This window comes from Kitasatospora sp. NA04385 (genome assembly GCF_013364235.1).
Taxonomy (GTDB): domain Bacteria; phylum Actinomycetota; class Actinomycetes; order Streptomycetales; family Streptomycetaceae; genus Kitasatospora.
Window position 1 is genome coordinate 5,583,326 of sequence record NZ_CP054919.1, and the last position, 21,691, is coordinate 5,605,016.

Genomic DNA, 21,691 nt, shown 5'->3' on the forward strand with positions numbered 1-21,691 from the left:
AGCACCGAGGCCCGGCACGCGGGCCGGCCTCACCGCCCGCGAGCCCCGGAGCTCGTGTCGAGCCGTCAGGGGAGGCCGCGTGTCAACGGGTACCGGCCCCGAAACCGATGAGCTGCTCGGCGACGTCTCCGACGGGTCCGAGACGCTCCCCGAGCTCGCCGTCCCCACCACCTCGTACGCGGTGGCGCTGCCCGCGATCGACGACCTGGCGGCCGCGCCGGGCGTGGTCCACGAGCGGGACATCCGGCCGCGCCGCCGGCTGCGCTGGTGGCAGATCCTGCCGATCGCCGCGACGCTGATGTTCGGCTCGCTGATGTTCGCCTTCCCGCTGGCCTTCGGCAGCGAGGGCGCGACCGCGATGATCGGGATGCTCGGCCTGCTGATCACCGCCGCCTCGGTCGGCTGGGGCGCGATGGCCGCCCGCCGGGCCGGCTACAAGTGGCCGGGCGTGCCGCGCCGGGGCAGCACCGAGCGGGCCGGCTGGAAGGCCATCGTGCTGTACACCCTGCTGGCCGCGGCGGCCGTCGCGCTCGCCCTCTGGCGGGTCGTCCACCTGCGCGGCTAGGGCCGCCCGCGGGAGACCGCCCGGCGCCTGCCGCACCGGCCGCCCGGCCGCCGTCCCGCCGGCCGTCCGGCCCCGTCTCACCAGCCGTCCGCCCGCGCTCCGGGCCGGGCGTCCCCCGTTACCATCGGCGGTGTGAGCGAGCGCAGCGGAACCAGCGGAACGGCCTTCCTCAAGGGGCACGGCACCCAGAACGACTTCGTGATCGTCCCGGACCCGGACGGTCTGACCGAGCTGTCGGCGGCCGACGTCGCCGCCCTGTGCGACCGGCGGGCCGGGATCGGCGCGGACGGCGTGCTGCGGGTGGTCCGCGCGGCGGCCGAGCTCGCCGCGGCGGGGATGGCCGGGCAGGCCGAGTGGTTCATGGACTACCGCAACGCGGACGGCTCGATCGCCGAGATGTGCGGCAACGGGGTGCGGGTGTTCGCCCGCTACCTGGTGCACGCCGGGCACGCGAAGCCGGGCACGCTGGCGGTGGCCACCCGCGGCGGGGTCAAGCAGGTGCGGATCGCCGAGGACGCCCCGGACGGCACCCCGGGCGAGATCACCGTGGACATGGGCCGCGCGGTGTTCCCCGGCCCGGACGGCATCACCGTCACCGTGGACGGGCGCAGCTGGCCCGCGCTGAACGTCAACATGGGCAACCCGCACGCCGTCGCCTTCGTCGAGGACCTGGCGCACGCGGGCACCCTGCTCGACGCCCCGGCCACCGCCCCCGCGGGCGCCTACCCGCAGGGCGTGAACGTGGAGTTCGTGGTGGACCGCGGCGAGCGGCACGTGGCGATGCGGGTGCACGAGCGCGGCTCCGGCGAGACCCGCTCCTGCGGCACCGGCGCCTGCGCCGTCGCGGTGGCGGCGATCCGGCGCGACGGCGCCGACCCGGCGGTCACCGGCGAGGCCGCGCGCTACACGGTGGACCTGCCCGGCGGGCGGCTGGTGATCGAGGAGTTCCCGGACGGCCGGATCGAGATGACCGGCCCCGCGGTGATCGTCGCGGAGGGCGTGCTGGTCTGACGGCGGGCCGTCTCCCCGACGGCGGGCCGTTTCCCTGACGGCAGGTCAGGGCGAGGGAGCGTCAGCTCCCGCTTCCCACCGCACTCTCCGGTTAATCCGCCCGTTCGGGTGATCCGGGTGACAGAGGGGAAGCGGGGGCTCGCGCAACGTGCTCTGCTCGGTAGCATGGACCACCGGGTCGGCCGTCGCTCCGGTGTTGCTGCCGGAGGTGCAGATGACCATCCGCTCCGAGTTGGCGGGTTCGCCGTCCAAGCAGCAGGCGAGCCGGTTCAGCCGTGCGGCGCTCGGCCGGGCCGGCCGGGCAGCGCTGCTCGCCACCGGGCGGACGCCCGTCCCCGATGCCATCGAGCCGATCGTCCAGGCCCACCGGGTGCACCACCCGCAGGCCGACGTACCCCTGCTGACCAGGGCGTACCGCCTCGCCGAGGAGAGCCACCGGGGGCAGACCCGCAAGAGCGGCGAGCCGTACATCACCCACCCGCTGGCCGTCACGATGATCATCGCCCAGCTCGGCGCGGACACCACCACGCTGGTCGCCTCGCTGCTGCACGACACCGTCGAGGACACCGAGGTGACGCTGGAGCAGGTCGCCGAGGACTTCGGGCCCGAGGTGGCGTACCTGGTCGACGGCGTCACCAAACTGGAGAAGGTCGACTTCGGGGCCGCCGCCGAGCCCGAGACCTTCCGCAAGATGCTGGTCGCCACCGGGGACGACGTCCGGGTGATGGTGATCAAGCTCGCCGACCGGCTGCACAACATGCGCACCATCCGGCACATGAAGCCGGCCAGCCAGGTGCGGATCGCCAAGGTCACCCGGGACGTGCTGATCCCGCTCGCCGAACGGCTCGGCATCCAGGTGGTGAAGGCGGAGCTGGAGGACATCGTCTTCGCCACCCTGCACCCCGAGGAGTACGAGCACACCGGCGCGGTGGCCGGCGGCTGGGCGGACGGCGTGCTCGCCCCGTTCGCCGCCGAGCTCGGCCGCCAGCTCGCCGAGGCCGGCATCCCCTCCGCCGTCACCGTCCGCCCCCGGCACCTGGTCTCGCTGCACCGGGTGATGATCAAGCGCGGGGCCGGGCCGGACGGCGCCGGGCTGCGGCCCGCCGACTTCGGGCGGCTGCTGGTGGTGGTCGAGGAGAACGCCGACTGCTACGCCGTGCTCGGCGAACTGCACACCTGCTGGACGCCGCTGCCCGGCGAGTTCAAGGACTTCGTCGCCGCCCCCAAGTTCAACCTGTACCAGTCGCTGCACACCGCGGTCGCGCTGCCCGGCGGCGAGGTGGTCGAGGTCCTGGTCCGCACCCGGCGGATGCACGAGGTCGCCGAGACCGGCGTGGTCGCCCTCGGCGACCCGCGCACCGCCGACCGGCAGGGCGCCGCCGACGACCCCGAGGACCGCACCGACCCGGCCCGCCCCGGCTGGCTGGCCCGGCTGCTGGACTGGCAGCAGGGCACCCCCGACCCGGACGCCTTCTGGTCCGCGCTCACCGCCGACCTGCGCGACGACCGGGAGATCACCGCCGTCACCGAGGACGGCGCCACCCTGCACCTGCCGGCCGGCTCCAGCTGCCTGGACGCCGCGTACCTGCTCGGCGAGGAGACCGGCCACCGATGTATCGGCGCCCGGGTCAACGGCCGGCTCACCGCGCTCTCCACCGAACTGCGCGACGGCGACATGCTCGGCCTGCTGCTCGCCCCCGACGGCGAGGACAGCGGCCCCGACCCGCAGTGGCTGGAGTACGTCCGCACCCCCGGCGCCCGGCTCGCCGTCGAACGCCGGCTGGCCGTCCGCCCGGCCGTCCCCGACCTGCCCGAGCAGCCCGCCGCCGGCAGCGCCCCCCCCGCCGCGCCGCCCGCGCCGCCCGCCGCCGCCCCCGCCGAAGTCCCGGAGCTGCCCGGCGCCGCCGTCCGGCTGGCCCGCTGCTGCACGCCCGTCCCGCCCGACGAGGTGACCGGCATCGTGCTGCGCGGCGGGGCCGTCGCGGTGCACCGGGCGGGCTGCCCCACCGGCACCCGGATGCTGCACGGCGGCCGCCACGCGGCCGAGGTCCGCTGGCTGCCCGGCGGCGCCCCGCAGTGGGGCTACCGGGCCACCCTGCACGCCGAGGCGCTCAACCGCCCCCGGCTGCTCGCCGACCTGACCGCGGCGATCTCCGGCGAGGGCGTGTCGATCTTCTCCGCCGAGGTCGAGCCGCCCCGCCAGCTGCGGGTGCGGCACAGCTACACCCTGGAACTGCCCGACGCCGCGGCGCTGCCCGCGGTGATGCGGGCGGTGCTCCGGGTCTCCGGCGTGTACGACGTCTACCGGCCGGGCGGCCCGGAGACCGCTTCCGACGAGGCGGGGGCCGCTGCCGGCACCGGCGGGGCGGCTGGTAAAAGGGATGACTCGGGCACGGCGGGCGTGCAACCATCGTGGGGAATTCACGGCGGCTCCGCCGTGTTGTCCGAGAGCACGATCCGATCAACCCAAGGATGAAATGACCTCCACGTTCGACAGCCGCACCCGATCGAGCGAGTCCAACCGGCTCGCCGACCTCAAGGCGGAAGCCCTGATGGACGAGGACCTCGCGGCGATCGACGAGGGCCTCGGCAACTACGACGGAGAGCAGTACGACCGCACCGAGCGCGCCGCGCTCCGCCGCGTCGCCGGCCTCTCCACCGAACTGCAGGACGTCACCGAAGTCGAGTACCGCCAGCTCCGCCTGGAGCGCGTGGTGCTCGTCGGCGTGTGGACGGACGGCACGCTGGAGGAGGCGGAGAACTCGATGGCCGAGCTCGCCGCCCTCGCCGAGACGGCCGGCTCCGAAGTCCTGGACGGCGTGATCCAGCGCCGTGACAAGCCCGACGCGGCCACCTACATCGGCTCCGGCAAGGCCAAGGAGCTGCGCGACATCGTCGCCTCCAGCGGCGCCGACACCGTGGTCTGCGACGGCGAGCTGACCCCCGGCCAGCTGATCCACCTCGAAGACGTGGTCAAGGTCAAGGTGGTCGACCGCACCGCCCTGATCCTGGACATCTTCGCCCAGCACGCCAAGTCCCGGGAGGGCAAGGCGCAGGTCTCGCTCGCGCAGATGCAGTACATGCTTCCGCGCCTGCGCGGCTGGGGCCAGTCGCTGTCCCGGCAGATGGGTGGCGGTGGCTCCGGCACCTCGGGCGGCGGCATGGCCACCCGCGGTCCCGGTGAGACCAAGATCGAGACCGACCGGCGGCGGATCCGCGAGAAGATGGCGAAGCTCCGCCGGGAGATCGCCGACATGAAGAAGGGCCGCGACACCAAGCGGCAGGAGCGGCGGCGCAACCACGTCCCGTCGGTGGCCATCGCCGGGTACACCAACGCGGGCAAGTCCTCGCTGCTCAACCGGCTCACCGGAGCCGGCGTCCTGGTGGAGAACGCCCTGTTCGCCACCCTGGACCCGACGGTCCGCCGGGCCCAGACCCCGAGCGGCCGGCTCTACACCCTGGCCGACACGGTCGGCTTCGTCCGGCACCTGCCGCACCACCTGGTCGAGGCGTTCCGCTCCACCATGGAGGAGGTCGCCGACGCCGACCTCATCCTGCACGTGGTGGACGGCTCGCACCCCGAGCCGGAGACCCAGCTCGCCGCCGTCCGCGAGGTGATCGTCTCGGTCGACGCGCAGAACGTGCCGGAGATCGTGGTGATCAACAAGGCCGACGCGGCGGACCCGCTGGTCCTCCAGCGCCTGCTGCGCCGCGAGCCGCACGCCCTCGTGGTGTCGGCCCGCAGCGGCCAGGGCATCGACGAACTGCTCGCCCTGATCGACCAGGAACTGCCCCGCCCCGCGGTGGAGATCAAGGTCCTGGTCCCCTACACCCGCGGCGACCTGGTCTCCAAGGTCCACGCGGAGGGCGAGCTGATCTCCACCGAGCACACGGCGGACGGCACCCTGCTGCACGCCAAGGTGGCGGCGGTGCTGGCCGGCGAGCTGGAGAAGTACGCGGTCGTCACGGCCTGACGGCGAGCGGCACCGACCCCGACGGGCGGGCGGCGCACCTCCGGGTGCGCCGCCCGTTCCTGTTCCCGTTCCCGTGCCGCTGCCGGTCACCCGGCGGGGGCGGTCACTTCGCGATGAACGCCTCGAACATCTTCTTGGCCTCGGGCCCGAGGGTCGGCCCGGCCTGCCAGCCGGCGTCCTCGGCCCCGATCGAGACGTTGGAGAACAGCACCCGCTTGCCGTTCTGCGTGGTGAACCAGCCGCCGCCGGAGGAACCACCGGTCATCGTGCAGCCGATGCCGAGCATCGGCGGGCGGGAGGCCTGGAAGGAGAACGGGGTGAGCTTGACGGCGGAGTCGCAGTGCTCCAACTCCTGGCCGTCGAACGGCGGGTCGACCGGGTAGCCGTACGCCTTCGGCGCGGTGATCTCGTCCTGCTTGGCGTTGAACCAGATCGGCACGGCGCCGCCGACCGCCTCCTCCAGCGAGCGGCTGCCCTCGATCGGGGTCATCCGGATCACCGCGAAGTCGAACTGGCTGGCCTGGTTGCCCACGTGGGTGCCCTCCTGGGTCCACTGCGGCATCACCAGCGGCGAGTCGATCGCCCAGCGGCCCAGCGGGGCGACCTTGTCCCAGGAGTCGACCGTCCTGCCGTTGCTGACCGCGCCGGAGCGGTTGTACGCCGGGACGAACATCAGCTTCTGGAAGTAGTCGCCGCCCTTGCCGCTGTGCACGCAGTGCGCGGCCGTCCACACCAGGTTGCTCTTGCCCGGGTGCGACGGGTCGGCGACCACGGTGCCCGAGCAGTGGTGCTCCTCGCCCGTCTCGTTCAGGAAGAAGATCTTGCCGACCACCGCGGTGTCCGCGCTGTACGGGTGCTGCTGGGGCTTGGCCGGTATGGCGGCCGGGGGCGTCATGTCCCGGTAGGACGGGGCCTGCTTGTCAGGCTTGACCGACTCGCCGGTGCCCCGGTCGGTGGGCTTCTTGGTGTCCCAGTAGCGCTTGATCGCCTGGAGGTCCTCCGGCTTGAAGCCGTTCTGGGTCGCCCACTTCTTCCAGTCGTCGGCGCCCCAGCTCGGTACCTCGGAGATGAACTTCTGCACGTCCGCGATGTCGATGGAGGCCTTCGAGGAGGTCGACGAGGGCTTCGCGGCGGTCGGGACCGGGCTCGGGTCGGGGCTCTTGCCACAGGCGGCGGTGCTGACGGCGAGCACCGCCACCAGGGCGGCCGCGGCCGCGCTCCGGGCCCGGCGCGCCGATCGGTGCAGGTCGGTCATTGGGTGTTCCCCCCGTGGTCGGTGTGTCGAAACGGAACGGGGGCGGCGGAAGGCCGCCCCCCGAGGTGCGGTCACTTCCGGGAGATGTAGGCGAGCGCCTGACGGGCCACGTCCTCCAGGTAGGGGCCGTTGAGCGCGGTGTGCGCCGAGGTGCCGATCGAGGTGTTGCTGACCAGCCGCTGGCGGCCGTCCGGGCCGTCGGCGAACCAGCCGCCGCCCGAGGCGCCGGCCGTCATGGTGCAGCCGATCACCAGCATCGGCGGCCGGGCCGGGTCGAAGCTGCGCGAGCCCGGACGGCCGGAGTCGCAGCGCTCCAGCTCCTGTCCGTCGAACGGCGCCACGGCCGGGTACCCCCAGGCCTGGATCGCCAACTGCTCGCGCGGGGCGTCGAACCACACCGGGACGGCGGTGCCGATGACCTCCTCCAGCGAACGGGTCTCGCCCGCCGGGCCGCGCACCTTGACCACCGCGAAGTCGTACTGGTTCGCGGCGTCCCCGCCCTTGGTGCCCTCGGTGGTCCACAGCGGCGAGGTGATCACCCGGTCCGCCCACCACTGCCCGAGCGGGGCGACCTCGGCCAGCGTCGCCTTCCGGTGGTCACCGGCCGCGCCGGAGCTGTTGTACGCCGGTACGAACACCAGGTTCTTGTACCAGTCGCCGCCCTTGCCCTCGTGCACGCAGTGCGCGGCCGTCCACACCAGGTTGCTCTTGCCCGGGTGCTCCGGGTCGGCGACCACGGTGGCCGAGCACTGGCCGGTGCCGCCGCCCGGCGCGGTCATGAACACCTTCCCGGACGCCGGGTAGCTGGTGTACGGCCGCGGCACCGGCTGCGCGGCCACCGGCGGCGGTGCGGGCTGCGCGGACGGTGCGGACGACGCGGACGGCGCGGCTGGTGTGGATGGCGCGGACGGTGACGTGTCACCGGACGGCGTGATCGGTGACGTGACACCGGACGGCGTCGCGGACCCGGACGATGACGTGTCACCGGACGGCGGCGCGGGGGACGTGCCCTCCGGCGCCGGAGCGGGCTGCTGGGGCGGCGCCTGGCCCATCTCCTCGGCGCTCCACAGGCCGGGCACCACCTGGTTGTGGAACCCGTGCCGCTGCGCCCAGCGGTCCCACTCGGCGAACCCCCAGCGCTTCAACTCGGCGAAGTCGCGGGGACTCCCGTCACCCCCGCCGCCCCCGCCGCCCGAGGTGCAGGCGCCCGCACCGCCGACCAGGACGGTGACCGCGGACAGCGCGGCCACCCACCTCCGTGCCCTCACCATCGACCCCCCGAACGAAGAACGAACCCTCCCCCGGGGGAACAGTCTTTCATCCGGGTACGGCGCAGTGCCGGGGTGGTGCCCTCCTGTTGACGTCCGGTCACCGAACCGTGATGGTGACGGCCCGCCAGGGTGCCGTCCGCTCACACCTGGGAGTGAGTGATCGGTCGAAACTCACCGGAACGAGTGAGCCGATCTTGTGCCCGGCCCCGGGGGATAGGTAACCCTTACCGGAAGGCAGTCACCCGGCTCAAGGAGCGGATTTGGCCAGCACCCTCACCGGCGTTCCCCCGGCCGTCCGGCCCGCGGCCGGGCACCCCGACCCGGACCCGCTGCTCGACCCCGACCCGGCCGTCGCCGCCGAACACGCCGCCACCGAGAGCCTGTTGCGCTGCTGGGCCCGGGAGACCGCGGCCGAGCGCCCCGACGGCGGCCTGCTGCGCATCCCGGTGCTCGGCGGCGCCGCCCAGCTGTCCGCGCCGGTGCGGCACTGGTCGGCCTGCGGCTGGCACCGGTTCGGCCCCGCCACCGTCTCCACCGGCGACGCCGAGCACCCGGTCGACGCGGTCACCGTCGCCGCCCTGGTGGCCGGCGCCACCGGCCGCCCCGAACCCGGCCAACTCGCCGACCTGACCGCCCGGGTGGCCGACTCGGTGGGCCGCACCGCCGAGATCCTCGCCCACCGCCGGGCGATCTCCACGGCCCCCGCCGACCCGTTCCTGCGCGCCGAGCAGGCGCTGCTGCTCGGCCACCCGCTGCACCCCACCCCGAAGAGCCGCGACGGCCTCGGCCCCGCCCAGTCCGCCGCGTACTCCCCGGAACTGCGCGGCAGCTTCCGGCTGCACTGGTGGGCCGCGCACCGCTCGCTGCTGGCCGGCGACTCCGCCACCGGCACCCCCGCCGAGCAGCTCACCGCCGGCCTGTACGGCGGCCCGCTGCCCGCCGGGACGGCCGCCCTGCCGCTGCACCCCTGGCAGGCCCGGGAGCTGGCGCTGCGCCCGGCCGTCGCCGAACTGCTGGAGCAGGGCCTGCTCACCGACCTCGGCCAGCACGGCGAGCCCTGGCACCCCACCAGCTCGGTGCGCACCGTCTGCCGCCCCGGCACCCCGTGGATGCTCAAGCTCTCGCTCGGCCTGCGGATCACCAACTCCCGCCGGGAGAACCTGCGCAAGGAACTGCACCGCGGCGCCGAGGTGCACCGGCTGCTGGAGGCCGGCCTGTCCGCCCGCTGGAAGGCCGCCCACCCCGGCTTCGACATCGTCCGCGACCCGGCCTGGATCGGCGTCGACCACCCCGCCCTCGCCGACCCCAACGGCCTGGACACCGTGCTGCGGCAGATGCCGTTCGGGCCCGCCGACCGGGCCCTGTGCGTGGCCGGACTGGTCGCCGAACAGCCCGTCGGCCTCGGCCGGCCCGGCTCCCAACTCGCCGACATCATCGGCGAACTGGCCGCCCGCACCGGCCGTCCCGGGCCGACCGTCGCCACCGAGTGGTTCCTGCGCTACCTGGACGCCGTCGTCCTGCCGGTGCTCTGGCTGGACGGACGGGCCGGCATCGCCCTGGAGGCGCACCAGCAGAACAGCCTGGTCCTGCTGGACGCCCTCGGCTGGCCCGTCGGCGGCCGCTACCGCGACAACCAGGGCTACTACTTCCGCACCTCGCACGCCGACCGGCTGCACGCCCTGCTGCCCGCGCTCGGCGCGCACAGCGACACCTTCGTGCCCGACGCGGTCGCCGACGAGCGCTTCGCCTACTACCTCGGCATCAACCACGTGCTCGGCCTGATCGGCGCCCTCGGCTCCCAGGGCCTCGCCGACGAGCACCTGCTGCTGGCCGCGCTGCGCCGCTTCCTGGCCGGCCCCGCCGCCACCGCCACCGGCTCCGCGCTGCCCGCCCACCTGCTCGACGCCCCCACCCTGCGCTGCAAGGCCAACCTGCTCACCCGGCTGCACGGCCTGGACGAACTGGTCGGCCCGGTGGAGACCCAGTCGGTGTACGTGGAGATCGACAACCCGGTGGCCCGGGCGTGATCCCGGAGACCGGGGCGATACCCACCGCGGCCGGTGAGCTCGTCCTGCGCACCGTGGACCCGACCGCGGACCTGGACCTGCTCACCGGCTGGATGAACGACCCCGACACCGACCGCTGGTGGGCCCTGGCCGGCCCGCCCGGCACCACCGCCGCCCACCTCGCCGCGCAACTCGACGGCGACGGCCGCAGCCGCCCCGTCCTGGCCCTGCTCGACGGCGCGCCCACCGGCTACTTCGAGCTGTACCGGGCCGACCTCGACCCGCTGGCCGCGCACTACCCCGCCCGCCCGCACGACCTGGGCGTGCACCTGCTGCTGGCCCCCGCCGCCCGCGGCCGGGGCCTGGCCGCCCCGCTGCTCGGCGCGACCGCCACCCGGCTGCTGCGGCGCGAACCCCGCTGCACCCGGGTGCTCGCCGAACCCGACGTCCGCAACACGCCCTCCGTCCGGGCCTTCGCCCGGGCCGGCTTCACCCGCGTCGCCGACCTCGACCTGCCCGACAAACGCGCCGCCCTGATGATCCGCCGGCGCGCCGACACCCCCGCCGCTACCTAGGACGACATGACTCCCCACGACGACACGGCAGGCCGGCAGCCCGAACCGCACGACCTGATCGGCGTCGGCATCGGCCCGTTCAACCTCTCGCTGGCCGCGCTCGCCGACCGGGCCGAGAGCGTCGACGCGCTGTTCCTCGACGCCCGGCCCGAGTTCCGCTGGCACCCCGGCATGCTCGTCGACGGCGCCCGGATGCAGGTCCCGTTCCTGGCCGACCTGGTCACCCTGGTCGACCCCACCAACCCCTGGTCGTTCCTCAACTACCTGCGCGAGCGGCAGCGGCTGTTCCCGTTCTACTTCAGCGAGCGCTTCCAGCTGCCCCGCCGCGAGTACGAGGACTACTGCCGGTGGGCCGCCCACCGGCTCCCCAACTGCCGCTTCGACAGCCCCGTCACCGCCGTCCACTGGGACGCCGAGGAGCGGCTCTACCTGGTGCACGCCGCCGGCCGGACGCACCGCGCCCGCCACCTGGTGCTCGGCACCGGCACCGAGCCCGCCCGCCCCGAGGCCTTCGCCCCGCTGCGCCGCCACCCCGCCGTCCTGCACTCCGCCGACTACCTGACCGGGCGCCGGTCGCTGGCCGGCGCGCGGGACGTCACGGTGGTCGGATCCGGCCAGTCCGGCGCCGAGGTCTTCCTCGACCTGCTGCGCCACCGGGCCGGCGACGGCACCCGGCTGCGCTGGCTCACCCGCAGCCGGGCGATCGCCCCGATGGAGTACTCCAAGCTCGGCCTGGAGCAGTTCACCCCCGACTACACCCGCTACTTCCACGGCCTGCCCGCCGACGTCCGGGACGCCCTCGTCCCCGCCCAGTGGCAACTGCACAAGGCCGCCAGCGCCGAGACCATCGCCGAGATCCACGACCACCTGTACGAGCGCACCATCGGCCGCCCGATCGACGCCGAACCCGTCGAGATCCTCCCCGGCACCGCCGTCACCGAGGCCGGCCAGGGCCCCTGCGGCGGGATCGAACTGCACTGCCGGCACGGCGACTCCGGCCGCCGCCACCTGGTCCGCACCGACGCCGTGGTGCTCGCCACCGGCTACCGGGCGGTGCGCCCCGCCGCGCTCGACCCGATCGCCGACCTGATCGACTGGGACGAGCAGGGCCGCTACCGGGTCGACCTCGACCACCGGGTCGCCACCCGGCCGGAACTCACCGGCGGTCTGTACGTCCAGAACGCCGAGCTGCACACTCACGGTGTCGGCACCCCGGACCTCGGGCTCGGCGCGCACCGCGCCGCCGTGATCCTCAACGCCGTCGCGGGCAAGACGCTCCACCCGCTGCCCGACCGCACCGCCTGGACGACGTTCCTCCCGCCCGCCGCCCCGGCCCCCGCGCCGTCCGCCCCGGCGCCGCTCCCACGACCCCAGGAAGGAACCGAGCGTGCCGCAGCCAGCCGCTGACCCCGCACTCCACCTGCCGCCCCAGCTCACCGCCGAGCACTGGCGGGCCGCCGGACGCGACATGCTCGCCAAACTGCTCGGCGAGTTCTCCTACGAGGAACTGCTGCACCCGCGCGCCGAGCCGGACGGCCGCTACCTGCTGCGGCTGCCCGACGCCGACTACCGCTTCGCCGCCCGCCGCGGCGCGTACGGCGGCTGGCGGGTCGACCCGGCGTCCGTCGAGGGCGGCGACGACCCGCTGCGCTTCCTCCAGCAGGCCCGGCACGAGCTCGGCCTGGGCGGCGACACCACCGGCCACCTGGTCCGCGAACTCACCGCCACCCTGCTCGCCGACGCCCACCTGCGGGCCACCGCGCTCACCGCGGCCGAACTCGCCGACCTCGACCACGTCGCCCTGGAGGGCCGGCAGACCGGCCACCCGTGGATCGTCGCCAACAAGGGCCGGATCGGCTTCTCCGCCAGCGACGCGGCCGGCTGGACCCCGGAGGCCCGACAGCCCCGCACCCTGCCCTGGCTCGCCGTGCACGAGAGCCTGGCCGTCTTCCGCGGCGACCCGACCGTCTACGACACCGAGCTCGACCCCGCCTTCCGCGACCAGCTCGGCGAGCGCGCCCACGAGTTCCGGCTGCTCCCGGTGCACCCCTGGCAGTGGGACGAGACCGTCGTCGGCCTGTTCGCGCCGTGGATCGCCGACGGCCGGATCATCCCGCTGCCCAGCGACGGCGACCTGCGGCTGCCCCAGCAGTCGATCCGCTCCTTCTTCAACCTCAGCCGCCCCGACCGCTGCACCGTCAAGCTGCCGCTGGCCATCCTCAACACCCTGGTCTGGCGCGGCCTGCCCACCGAGCGCGCCCTCGCCGCGCCCGCCGTCACCGCCTGGATCCACCGGCTGCGCGACACCGACCCGTACCTGCGCGACGAGTGCCGGGTCGTGCTGCTCGGCGAGATCGCCTCCGTCACCGTCGAGCACCCGCTGTACCGGGACCTGCCCGACGCGCCCTACCAGTACAAGGAGCTGCTCGGCGCGATCTGGCGCGAACCGCTCGGCCGCTACCTGGAGCCCGGCGAGCGGGCCCGCACCCTGGCCGCGCTGCTGCAGACCGGCTCCGACGGGCGGGCGCTGGCCGCCGAGCTCGTCACCCGCTCCGGGCTGGCCCCGCGCGCGTGGGTGGGCCGGCTGTTCGCCGCGATGCTGCCGCCGCTGCTGCACTTCCTGTACCGCTACGGCCTGGTGTTCTCCCCGCACGGCGAGAACGCCATCGTGCTCTTCGACCGGGACGACGTCCCCGTCCGGCTCGCGGTCAAGGACTTCGTCGACGACGTCAACCTCAGCGACCAGCCGCTGGCCGAACTCGCCGACCTGCCCGCCGACATCGCCGGGGTGCTCAACCGGGAGGACCCGGACTACCTCTGCCAGTTCCTGCACTCCGGCCTGTTCATCGGCGTCTACCGCTACCTCGCCCCGCTGCTGGAGGACCAACTCGGCCTGCCCGAGGACGAGTTCTGGGAGCTGCTGCGCGCCGAGATCCTGGCCTGCCAGCGGCGCTTCCCCGAACTCGCCGACCGCCACAAGCTGTTCGACCTGTTCGCGCCCCGGATCGACCGGCTCTGCCTGAACCGCAACCGGCTGCTGCTGGACGGCTACCGGGACCGGCCGGACCGCCCGCACGCCGCCGTGCACGGCCAGGTCGACAACCCGCTGCACGCCGCCGTCCGGCTGCCCGTCCAGGCGTCCCGGGTTGTCAGTCCCGCCCCGTAGGCTGGGGGGCGTCATGACGAACGACACCACCGCACCCCTGCCCGGCGGCCCGGAGACGGCCGAGCCCCCCGCGCCGGTCCCCGCCTCCCGACTCCCCGAACTGCTGCACGCCGCGGTCGCCGCCGTCGGCGGCGTGGAGCGCCCCGGGCAGGTCCGGATGGCCGAAGCCGTCTCCGCCGCCGTCGACGAGGGCGAGCACCTGCTCGTCCAGGCCGGCACCGGCACCGGAAAGTCCCTCGCCTACCTGGTGCCCGCGCTCGCCCACGGCGACCGGGTGGTCGTCGCCACCGCGACGCTCGCCCTGCAGCGCCAGCTCGTCGAACGGGACCTGCCGCGCACCGTCGAGGCGCTGCACCCGGTGCTGCGCCGCCGCCCGCTGTTCGCCATGCTCAAGGGCCGCTCCAACTACCTGTGCCTGCACCGGGCCAACGAGGGCACCCCGAGCGACGAGGGCGAGGGCCTGTTCGACCCGGTCGACGCGCTCGGCGGCCCCGCCGGCAAGCTCGGACAGGACGTGCTGCGGCTGCGCGAGTGGGCCGAGGAGACCGAGACCGGCGACCGCGACGACCTCACCCCCGGCGTCTCGGACCGCGCCTGGGCGCAGCTCGCCGTCACCTCCAAGGAGTGCCTGGGCGCCTCCCGCTGCGCCTACGGCGAGGAGTGCTTCGCCGAACAGGCCCGCGAGCGCGCCAAGCTGGCCGACGTGGTGGTCACCAACCACGCGATGCTCGCGATCGACGCGATCGAGGGCGCCCCCGTGCTGCCCGAGCACGGCCTGCTGATCATCGACGAGGCGCACGAGCTGGTGAACCGGGTCACCGGCGCGGCCACCGCCGAGCTCACCGTCAACGCGGTCAACCGGGCCGTCAAGCGGGCCGCCAAGCTCGCCAACGAGAAGGCCGTCGACGCCCTCCAGGCCGCCGCCGAGAACTTCCACGGCCTGATGGAGACCGCCCAGCCCGGGCAGGTCGACGAGCTCCCCGAGTACCTCGGCTACGCGGTGGCCGGCATCCGGGACGCCTGCCGCCAGGTCATCACCTCGCTCGGCGAGACCCGCGACAAGGGCCTCACCGACGAGGACGCCGTCCGCAAGCAGGCGATGGCCTCCGCCGAGACGCTGCACGAGACGGCGGACCGGCTGCTCACCGGCTCCGAGTACGACGTGATCTGGATCGAGCGCTCCGACCGCTACGGCCTGGGCGCCGCCTCGCTGCGGGTCGCCCCGCTGTCCGTCTCCGGCCTGCTGCGGGAGAACCTGTACCGGGACCGCTCGGTCGTGCTGACCTCCGCCACGCTCAAGCTCGGCGGCGACTTCAACGGCGTCGCCGCCTCGCTGGGCCTGCCCGGCGAGACCAGGCTCCCCGACCACCGCACCCCCGACGGCCCCGCCGCCGAGACCGGGGAGGACGCCCCGCCGTACTGGCGCGGCCTCGACGTCGGCTCCCCGTTCAGCTACCCCAAGCAGGGCATCCTCTACGTCGCCAAGCACCTCCCGCCGCCCGGCCGGGAGCCGGACCGGCCCGAGATGCTCGACGAGCTGACCGAGCTGATCGGCGCGGCCGGCGGGCGCACGCTGGGCCTGTTCTCCTCGATGCGGGCCGCCCAGACCGCCGCCGAGAAGCTCCGCGAGCGCCTCGACGTGCCGATCCTGCTCCAGGGCGAGGACACCCTCGGCGAACTCATCAAGGCCTTCGCGGCCGACGCCGGGACGTGCCTGTTCGGCACCCTCTCGCTCTGGCAGGGCGTCGACGTGCCGGGCTCCGCCTGCCAGCTCGTCGTGATGGACCGGATCCCCTTCCCGCGCCCCGACGACCCGCTGATGAGCGCCCGGCAGAAGGACGTCGAGGCGCACGGCGGCAACGGCTTCATGGCGGTCGCCGCCACCCACGCCGCGCTGCTGATGGCCCAGGGCGCGGGCCGCCTGGTCCGGGCCGCCGACGACAAGGGCATCGTCGCGGTCCTCGACCCGCGGCTGGCCACCGCCCGCTACGGCGGCTTCTTCCGCTCCTCCATGCCGGACTTCTGGTACACCACCGACCGCAACCAGGTCCGCCGCTCGCTCGCCGCGATCGACGCCTCGGCCCCGCCGGTCAAGCCGCGCTGACGGCACCGGCCCGGGCCCGCGCAGGCGGGCCCGGGCCGGTCGGCCCGCCGGTTCAGCCGGCCGCGCCGACCAGGCGGCGCATGATCTCCATCAGTTCCTCCGGCGGGACGACGCTGGCCGTCCGGGTCTCCGGGTCGAGCCGCGTGATCGAGGTGAGGGTGCCCGCCCGCCACCAGAACACCCGCGGCGACAGGCGCCCCGGGCCGTCCTCGTACGCGCCCTGCCCGAACATCGCCAGCGAGTTGACCGCCTCCGCGACGTGCCCGTCGGCGAGCGGGTGGAACACCAGGTTGTGCCGGTTCGGGACGACCAGCAGCACGCCCTCGTCCGGCAGCTCGGGCCCGCCCGCGGCCCGGACCGCCTCCTCGAACACCAGCAGCTTGCTGGCCGCGAACACCGACTCCGGGTGGCCCAGCAGATGCAGGACCGCGCCGCCCGGCCGGTCGACGGTGTGGTGGTCCACCGGCTCGGCGAGCAGGTTGGCCCGGCCCGCGGCCGAGAGCTCCCCCCAGCCGAGGCCCACCACGTCCCGGTCGTCGAGCAGCCGGACGCTCTCCGGGCCGTCCAGCACGCACCCCACCAGCAGGTCGGTGGCCAGCCGCCGCAGGTACCCGAACTGCCGCCGGGCCTCCTCGGGGACCGACTCCTCCGCGACCAGCCGCAGGTACACGCCGCTCAGCTGGTCCGGGGCGAGACGGGTCGACAGGTCGCTCATGGCGCGGTTCCTCGGGGTGTGCGGGCCGCGGCGCAGGGCCGGGCGCGTCCGGTGGGGGCGGCCCGGCTCGTCGAGCCGACCGTACACCGATCACATCACGCAACTCCGGGCCCGCGCACGGCTTTTCGACCGGAGGGCGGCAGAGGGGAAGCCCGGCCCACCGGGCGGCGACGCCGGAAGTCCGGCCGCGGACGGGCACCCGTCCGCGGCCGGACTCCCGCCGTCGCGTCCGCTCAGAGGCGGCGCAGCACCGCCACCACCTTGCCGAGGATCGTCGCGTTGTCGCCCGGGATCGGCTCGTACGCCGCGTTGTGCGGCATCAGCCAGATCTTCCCGTCCTCGCGCTTCAGCCGCTTCACCGTCGCCTCGCCGTCGATCATCGCGGCGACGATGTCCCCGTTCTCGGCGACCGGCTGCTTGCGGACGGTCACCCAGTCGCCGTCGCAGATCGCGGCCTCGATCATCGAGTCGCCCTTGACGGTGAGCGCGAACAGCTCGCCCTCGCCGACCAGCTGGCGCGGCAGCGGGAAGACGTCCTCCACGGTCTGCTCGGCCAGGATCGGGCCGCCGGCCGCGATCCGCCCGACCAGCGGGACGTACGAGGTGGACGGCCGGCCGGAGGTCTCCGCCGCGGCCGGGCGGGCCACCTCGACGCCGCGGACCTCGTAGGCGCGCGGCCGGTGCGGGTCGCGGCGCAGGAAGCCCTTCCGTTCGAGCGCCATCAGCTGGTGCGCCACCGAGGAGGTGGAGGAGAGGCCGACGGCCTGGCCGATCTCGCGCATGGACGGCGGGTAGCCGCGACGCTGGACGGAGTCCCGGATGACCTCGATCACGCGGCGCTGACGCTCGGTCAGACCCGCCTCGTCGGTGCGGATGCCGGGCGGCCGGCCGGGGAGGGAGCGGACGACGGGGGCGGGCGCGCCGAGCGCGGTTTCCTCGATCGGCTGACTACGGCTCATGGTCTGGTCCATGCTCTCCTGGTCAGTGGTGCGCGCGGAACGCTCCTGCACCGGGATGGCGGTCTTGGCTTCGGCGGTGTGCATGACGCCGGTGGCGCTGTGGGTGGACATCGCGGCGACCCTCTCGTCGGGCTGGTGCTCCATCTGCCCAGCTCAACTGGCCCCTCTATCGAAAGGTTGCGCCAAACACACGTTCGAGTGAATTTATTCGAGGTCGGCTGACTTGATCAAGACTCCGGGTGTAAGTCGATTGCTTGTTCGACTCGAACAGTCTATGGCGTCACCCCGCGGCCTGTCCCCGAAACCGCCCGTTCACTCGGCGTGGCGACGCGCCAGCCACTAGATCTAGTGGCTAGTCTCCTCGATCGGGCACAGGTGTTGTGTTCGGGTAGAGTGTGGCGAGTTGTTCGCCGTCGGGTCGCAGGGAGGGAGTTCCAGGTGCACTGCCCCTTCTGCCGGCATCCGGACAGCAGAGTCGTGGACAGTCGGGCCAGCGACGACGGGAGCTCGATCCGCCGCCGCCGGCAGTGCCCCGACTGCGGTCGGCGGTTCACCACCGTCGAGACCGCCACCCTGATGGTGATCAAGCGCAGCGGCGTCACCGAGCCCTTCTCCCGCGAGAAGGTGATCTCCGGCGTCCGCAAGGCCTGCCAGGGCCGCCCGGTCACCGAGGACGCGCTGGCCCAGCTCGGCCAGCGGGTCGAGGAGTGCGTCCGGGCCAGCGGCAGCGCCGAACTCTCGACGCACGACGTCGGATTGGCCATACTCGGCCCCCTGAAGGAACTGGACGTGGTGGCGTACCTGCGGTTCGCCTCCGTCTACCGCGCGTTCGACAACCTCGAGGACTTCGAGGCCGCGATCGCGGAGCTGCGCTCGGAGCGGCCCGCGGTCCCCGAGCCGGTGCCCGTGCCCTAGCGCCCGCGCCGGCCCGCTCTCCCCGTTTCCCCCGCAGTCCGTTCGCCGTTCATTTCACGCAGTCCGTTTCACGCAGTTTGTTGTGCGCAGTCCGTTTCACGCAGTCCCAGCAGTCATCGCAGCACCCCGTGCGCCGTGGTGGGGTTCGCCCCTGCCCGCGTGCGGACGGAACGAACCAGTCGTGCCCGGACTTTTTCGGGCACTTCGGGCGTTTGCCCAGGAGGAGGAGCAAGAGCAGTGACAGACACCACGAGCGGGTCCGCACGAGGGTCGAAGTCGGACAAGGCCGGCAAGGGGGCCAAGGGCCCCAAGGCCGGGCTGCGGCTGGAGCGCATCTACACCACCCCTGGGGTCCACCCGTACGACGCGGTCACCTGGGAGCGCCGCGACGTGGTGATGACCAACTGGCGCGACGGGTCGATCAACTTCGAGCAGCGCGGCGTCGAGTTCCCCGACTTCTGGTCGGTCAACGCGGTCAACATCGTCACCAGCAAGTACTTCCGCGGCGCGGTCGGCACCCCGCAGCGCGAGTGGAGCCTGAAGCAGATCATCGACCGGGTGGTGCTCACCTACCGCGCCGCGGGCGAGAAGCACGGCTACTTCGCCTCGCCGGACGACGCCGAGGTGTTCGAGCACGAGCTGACCCACGCCCTCCTCCACCAGGTGTTCAGCTTCAACTCGCCGGTCTGGTTCAACGTCGGCACCCAGCAGCCGCAGCAGGTCTCGGCCTGCTTCATCCTGTCCGTCGACGACTCCATGGAGTCGATCCTCGACTGGTACAAGGAGGAGGGCATGATCTTCAAGGGCGGTTCCGGCGCGGGCCTGAACCTGTCCCGGATCCGCTCCTCCAAGGAGCTGCTCTCCTCCGGCGGCAACGCCTCCGGCCCGGTCTCCTTCATGCGCGGCGCCGACGCCTCGGCCGGCACCATCAAGTCCGGCGGCGCGACCCGCCGGGCCGCCAAGATGGTCGTCCTGGACGTCGACCACCCGGACGTCGAGGCCTTCATCGAGACCAAGGTGAAGGAGGAGGAGAAGATCCGCGCCCTGCGCGACGCCGGGTTCGACATGGACCTGGGCGGCGACGACATCACCTCCGTCCAGTACCAGAACGCCAACAACTCGGTCCGGGTGAACGACGAGTTCATGACCGCGGTGGAGAACGGCACCACCTTCGGCCTGCGCGGCCGGATGACCGGCGAGGTCATCGAGACCGTCGACGCCAAGGGCCTGTTCCGCAAGATGGCCGAGGCCGCCTGGGCCTGCGCCGACCCGGGCATCCAGTACGACTCGGTGATCAACCACTGGCACACCTGCCCCGAGTCCGGCCGGATCAACGCCTCCAACCCGTGCTCCGAGTACATGCACCTGGACAACTCCAGCTGCAACCTGGCCTCGCTGAACCTGATGAAGTTCCTCCGCGACGACGACAGCTTCGACGCGGCCAACTTCGCCAAGGTGGTCGAGCTGGTCATCACCGCGATGGACATCTCGATCTGCTTCGCCGACTTCCCGACCGAGAAGATCGGCGAGACCACCCGCGCCTACCGCCAGCTCGGCATCGGCTACGCCAACCTCGGCGCCCTGCTGATGGCCACCGGCCACGCCTACGACTCGGCGGGCGGCCGCGCGCTGGCCGGCGCCATCACCTCGCTGATGACCGGCACCGCCTACCGCCGCTCCGCCGAACTCGCCGCCGTGGTCGGCCCGTACGACGGCTACGCCCGCAACGCCGCCCCGCACCGGCGGGTCATGCAGCAGCACGCGGACGCCTCGGCCGCCGTCGCCCCGCTGGACGACCTGGACGCCCCGGTGTGGTCGGTCGCCAACGAGACCTGGGCCGACGTGGTCCGCCTCGGCGGGCGGAACGGCTTCCGCAACGCGCAGGCCTCGGTGCTCGCCCCGACCGGCACCATCGGCCTGATGATGGACTGCGACACCACCGGCGTCGAACCCGACCTCGCGCTGGTCAAGTTCAAGAAGCTGGTCGGCGGCGGCTCGATGCAGATCGTCAACGGCACCGTCCCGCGCGCCCTCAAGCGCCTGGGCTACCAGGACGAGCAGGTCGAGGCGATCGTCGCGCACATCGCCGAGCACGGGAACGTCATCGACGCGCCCGGCCTGAAGGCCGCCCACTACGAGGTGTTCGACTGCGCCATGGGCGAGCGGTCGATCTCCCCGATGGGCCACGTCCGGATGATGGCCGCGATCCAGCCGTGGATCTCCGGCGCCATCTCCAAGACGGTCAACATGCCGGAGAACGCCACCGTCGAGGAGGTCGAGGAGATCTACTTCGAGGCGTGGAAGCTCGGCGTCAAGGCGCTGGCGATCTACCGCGACAACTGCAAGGTCGGCCAGCCGCTCTCGGCCAAGACCAAGACCCCGGCCGCGGCCGTCGTCGCGGCCCCGGTCGCCGAGAAGGCCGTCGAGAAGGTCGTCGAGTACCGGCCGACCCGCAAGCGCCTGCCCAAGGGCCGCCCCGGCATCACCACCTCCTTCACGGTCGGCGGCGCCGAGGGCTACATGACCGCCAACTCCTACCCGGACGACGGCCTCGGCGAGGTCTTCCTGAAGATGTCCAAGCAGGGCTCGACCCTCGCGGGCATGATGGACGCCTTCTCCATCGCCGTCTCGGTCGGCCTGCAGTACGGCGTCCCGCTGGAGACGTACGTCGCCAAGTTCACCAACATGCGCTTCGAGCCGGCCGGCCTGACCGACGACCCGGACGTGCGGATGGCGCAGTCCATCGTGGACTACATCTTCCGCCGCCTGGCGCTGGACTTCCTGCCCTTCGAGACCCGCTCCGCGCTGGGCATCCACTCCGTCGAGGAGCGCACCCGGCACCTGGAGACCGGCTCCTACGAGCCGACCGAGGACGACGTCGACATCGAGTCGCTGGCCCAGTCCGCGCCGCTCACCCCGGAGAAGCCGCACGTGGCCCTCCCGCCGGTCGAGCAGCCCAAGGCCGCCCCGGCCGCCCACAACTCGACCGAACTCGCCGAGATCCGCCTCGGCCTGAACGCCGACGCCCCGCTCTGCTTCTCCTGCGGCACCAAGATGCGCCGCGCGGGCAGCTGCTACCTCTGCGAGGGCTGCGGCTCCACCAGCGGCTGCAGCTGACGCACCGCCGCACGCCCGACGTCCGGGGCGCCCACCGCGATTCGGTGGGCGCCCCGCG

At 73.5% G+C, this 21,691-nt stretch carries 15 protein-coding genes; 11 read left to right on the forward strand and 4 right to left on the reverse strand.

Translation table 11 applies throughout. The features are described from left to right. Nucleotides 1–79 precede the first annotated feature (79 nt). The 4 genes from HUT16_RS24900 (at nucleotide 80) to hflX (ending at nucleotide 5,550) form a co-directional block, all read left to right on the forward strand. Nucleotides 80–565 (forward strand): hypothetical protein, encoded by a 486-nt coding sequence (locus tag HUT16_RS24900; RefSeq protein ID WP_176190285.1) that lies wholly within the window; start codon nucleotides 80–82, stop codon nucleotides 563–565. Between the two features lie 132 nt (nucleotides 566–697). Continuing rightward, nucleotides 698–1,576 carry a diaminopimelate epimerase gene (gene dapF / locus HUT16_RS24905; RefSeq protein ID WP_176190286.1) on the forward strand — a complete coding sequence of 293 codons (879 nt, stop codon included), beginning with the start codon at nucleotides 698–700 and terminating at the stop codon, nucleotides 1,574–1,576. Nucleotides 1,577–1,790: 214 nt separating this feature from the next. Continuing rightward, entirely contained in the window at nucleotides 1,791–4,052 is a 2,262-nt protein-coding gene (locus tag HUT16_RS24910) for a bifunctional (p)ppGpp synthetase/guanosine-3',5'-bis(diphosphate) 3'-pyrophosphohydrolase (RefSeq protein WP_176190287.1), read from the forward strand. A 1-nt stretch (nucleotide 4,053) separates the two neighbouring features. Continuing rightward, entirely contained in the window at nucleotides 4,054–5,550 is a 1,497-nt protein-coding gene (hflX, locus tag HUT16_RS24915) for a GTPase HflX (RefSeq protein WP_176190288.1), read from the forward strand. Nucleotides 5,551–5,653: 103 nt separating this feature from the next. Here hflX and HUT16_RS24920 read toward each other — a convergent pair whose 3' ends face one another. Then, nucleotides 5,654–6,805, reverse strand: a complete 1,152-nt coding sequence (locus HUT16_RS24920; protein WP_176190289.1) for a serine protease — start codon at nucleotides 6,803–6,805, stop codon at nucleotides 5,654–5,656. Nucleotides 6,806–6,876: 71 nt separating this feature from the next. Beyond that, nucleotides 6,877–8,055, reverse strand: coding sequence for a serine protease (locus tag HUT16_RS24925; RefSeq protein ID WP_176190290.1), 1,179 nt, complete (start codon nucleotides 8,053–8,055; stop codon nucleotides 6,877–6,879). 281 nt (nucleotides 8,056–8,336) lie between these two features. Here HUT16_RS24925 and HUT16_RS24930 point away from each other — a divergent pair, with 281 nt between their 5' ends. From HUT16_RS24930 to HUT16_RS24950, 5 genes are all read left to right on the forward strand, one after another. Continuing rightward, nucleotides 8,337–10,103 carry an IucA/IucC family siderophore biosynthesis protein gene (locus tag HUT16_RS24930; protein ID WP_176190291.1) on the forward strand — a complete coding sequence of 589 codons (1,767 nt, stop codon included), beginning with the start codon at nucleotides 8,337–8,339 and terminating at the stop codon, nucleotides 10,101–10,103. Further along, nucleotides 9,995–10,657, forward strand: coding sequence for a GNAT family N-acetyltransferase (locus tag HUT16_RS24935; protein ID WP_254898359.1), 663 nt, complete (start codon nucleotides 9,995–9,997; stop codon nucleotides 10,655–10,657). Before HUT16_RS24930 ends, HUT16_RS24935 begins: the two co-directional genes overlap by 109 nt. Before the next feature lie 6 nt (nucleotides 10,658–10,663). Next, nucleotides 10,664–12,064, forward strand: coding sequence for a lysine N(6)-hydroxylase/L-ornithine N(5)-oxygenase family protein (locus HUT16_RS24940; RefSeq protein WP_176190293.1), 1,401 nt, complete (start codon nucleotides 10,664–10,666; stop codon nucleotides 12,062–12,064). Between the two features lie 61 nt (nucleotides 12,065–12,125). Next, nucleotides 12,126–13,823 carry an IucA/IucC family siderophore biosynthesis protein gene (locus HUT16_RS24945; protein WP_254898360.1) on the forward strand — a complete coding sequence of 566 codons (1,698 nt, stop codon included), beginning with the start codon at nucleotides 12,126–12,128 and terminating at the stop codon, nucleotides 13,821–13,823. Between the two features lie 13 nt (nucleotides 13,824–13,836). Next, a complete protein-coding gene (locus HUT16_RS24950; RefSeq protein WP_254897977.1) occupies nucleotides 13,837–15,927 on the forward strand; it encodes an ATP-dependent DNA helicase in 2,091 nt (696 codons plus the stop codon). 52 nt (nucleotides 15,928–15,979) lie between these two features. On the opposite strand, the gene HUT16_RS24955 is transcribed toward HUT16_RS24950, so the two are convergent. Further along, nucleotides 15,980–16,642 carry a hypothetical protein gene (locus HUT16_RS24955; protein WP_176190295.1) on the reverse strand — a complete coding sequence of 221 codons (663 nt, stop codon included), beginning with the start codon at nucleotides 16,640–16,642 and terminating at the stop codon, nucleotides 15,980–15,982. 233 nt (nucleotides 16,643–16,875) lie between these two features. Then, nucleotides 16,876–17,601: a transcriptional repressor LexA gene (gene lexA, locus HUT16_RS24960; RefSeq protein WP_217712183.1), complete on the reverse strand. Its 726-nt coding sequence runs from the start codon at nucleotides 17,599–17,601 to the stop codon at nucleotides 16,876–16,878. A 438-nt stretch (nucleotides 17,602–18,039) separates the two neighbouring features. Between lexA and nrdR the strand changes: the two genes are divergently transcribed. After that, nucleotides 18,040–18,516: a transcriptional regulator NrdR gene (gene nrdR / locus HUT16_RS24965; RefSeq protein WP_176190296.1), complete on the forward strand. Its 477-nt coding sequence runs from the start codon at nucleotides 18,040–18,042 to the stop codon at nucleotides 18,514–18,516. Between the two features lie 237 nt (nucleotides 18,517–18,753). After that, nucleotides 18,754–21,633, forward strand: a complete 2,880-nt coding sequence (locus HUT16_RS24970) for a vitamin B12-dependent ribonucleotide reductase (RefSeq protein ID WP_176190297.1) — start codon at nucleotides 18,754–18,756, stop codon at nucleotides 21,631–21,633. The last annotated feature ends 58 nt before the right edge of the window (nucleotides 21,634–21,691 follow it).

What these genes read in the sequence shown, in the direction of transcription:
- HUT16_RS24910 (WP_176190287.1), top strand. Translation starts at nt 1,791, where the DNA reads ATGACCATCCGCTCCGAGTTGGCGGGTTCGCCGTCCAAGCAGCAGGCG.
- hflX (WP_176190288.1), top strand. Translation starts at nt 4,054, where the DNA reads ATGACCTCCACGTTCGACAGCCGCACCCGATCGAGCGAGTCCAACCGG.
- HUT16_RS24920 (WP_176190289.1), bottom strand. Translation starts at nt 6,805, where the DNA reads ATGACCGACCTGCACCGATCGGCGCGCCGGGCCCGGAGCGCGGCCGCG.
- HUT16_RS24940 (WP_176190293.1), top strand. Translation starts at nt 10,664, where the DNA reads ATGACTCCCCACGACGACACGGCAGGCCGGCAGCCCGAACCGCACGAC.
- HUT16_RS24945 (WP_254898360.1), top strand. Translation starts at nt 12,126, where the DNA reads ATGCTCGCCAAACTGCTCGGCGAGTTCTCCTACGAGGAACTGCTGCAC.
- HUT16_RS24950 (WP_254897977.1), top strand. Translation starts at nt 13,837, where the DNA reads ATGACGAACGACACCACCGCACCCCTGCCCGGCGGCCCGGAGACGGCC.
- HUT16_RS24955 (WP_176190295.1), bottom strand. Translation starts at nt 16,642, where the DNA reads ATGAGCGACCTGTCGACCCGTCTCGCCCCGGACCAGCTGAGCGGCGTG.
- lexA (WP_217712183.1), bottom strand. Translation starts at nt 17,601, where the DNA reads ATGAGCCGTAGTCAGCCGATCGAGGAAACCGCGCTCGGCGCGCCCGCC.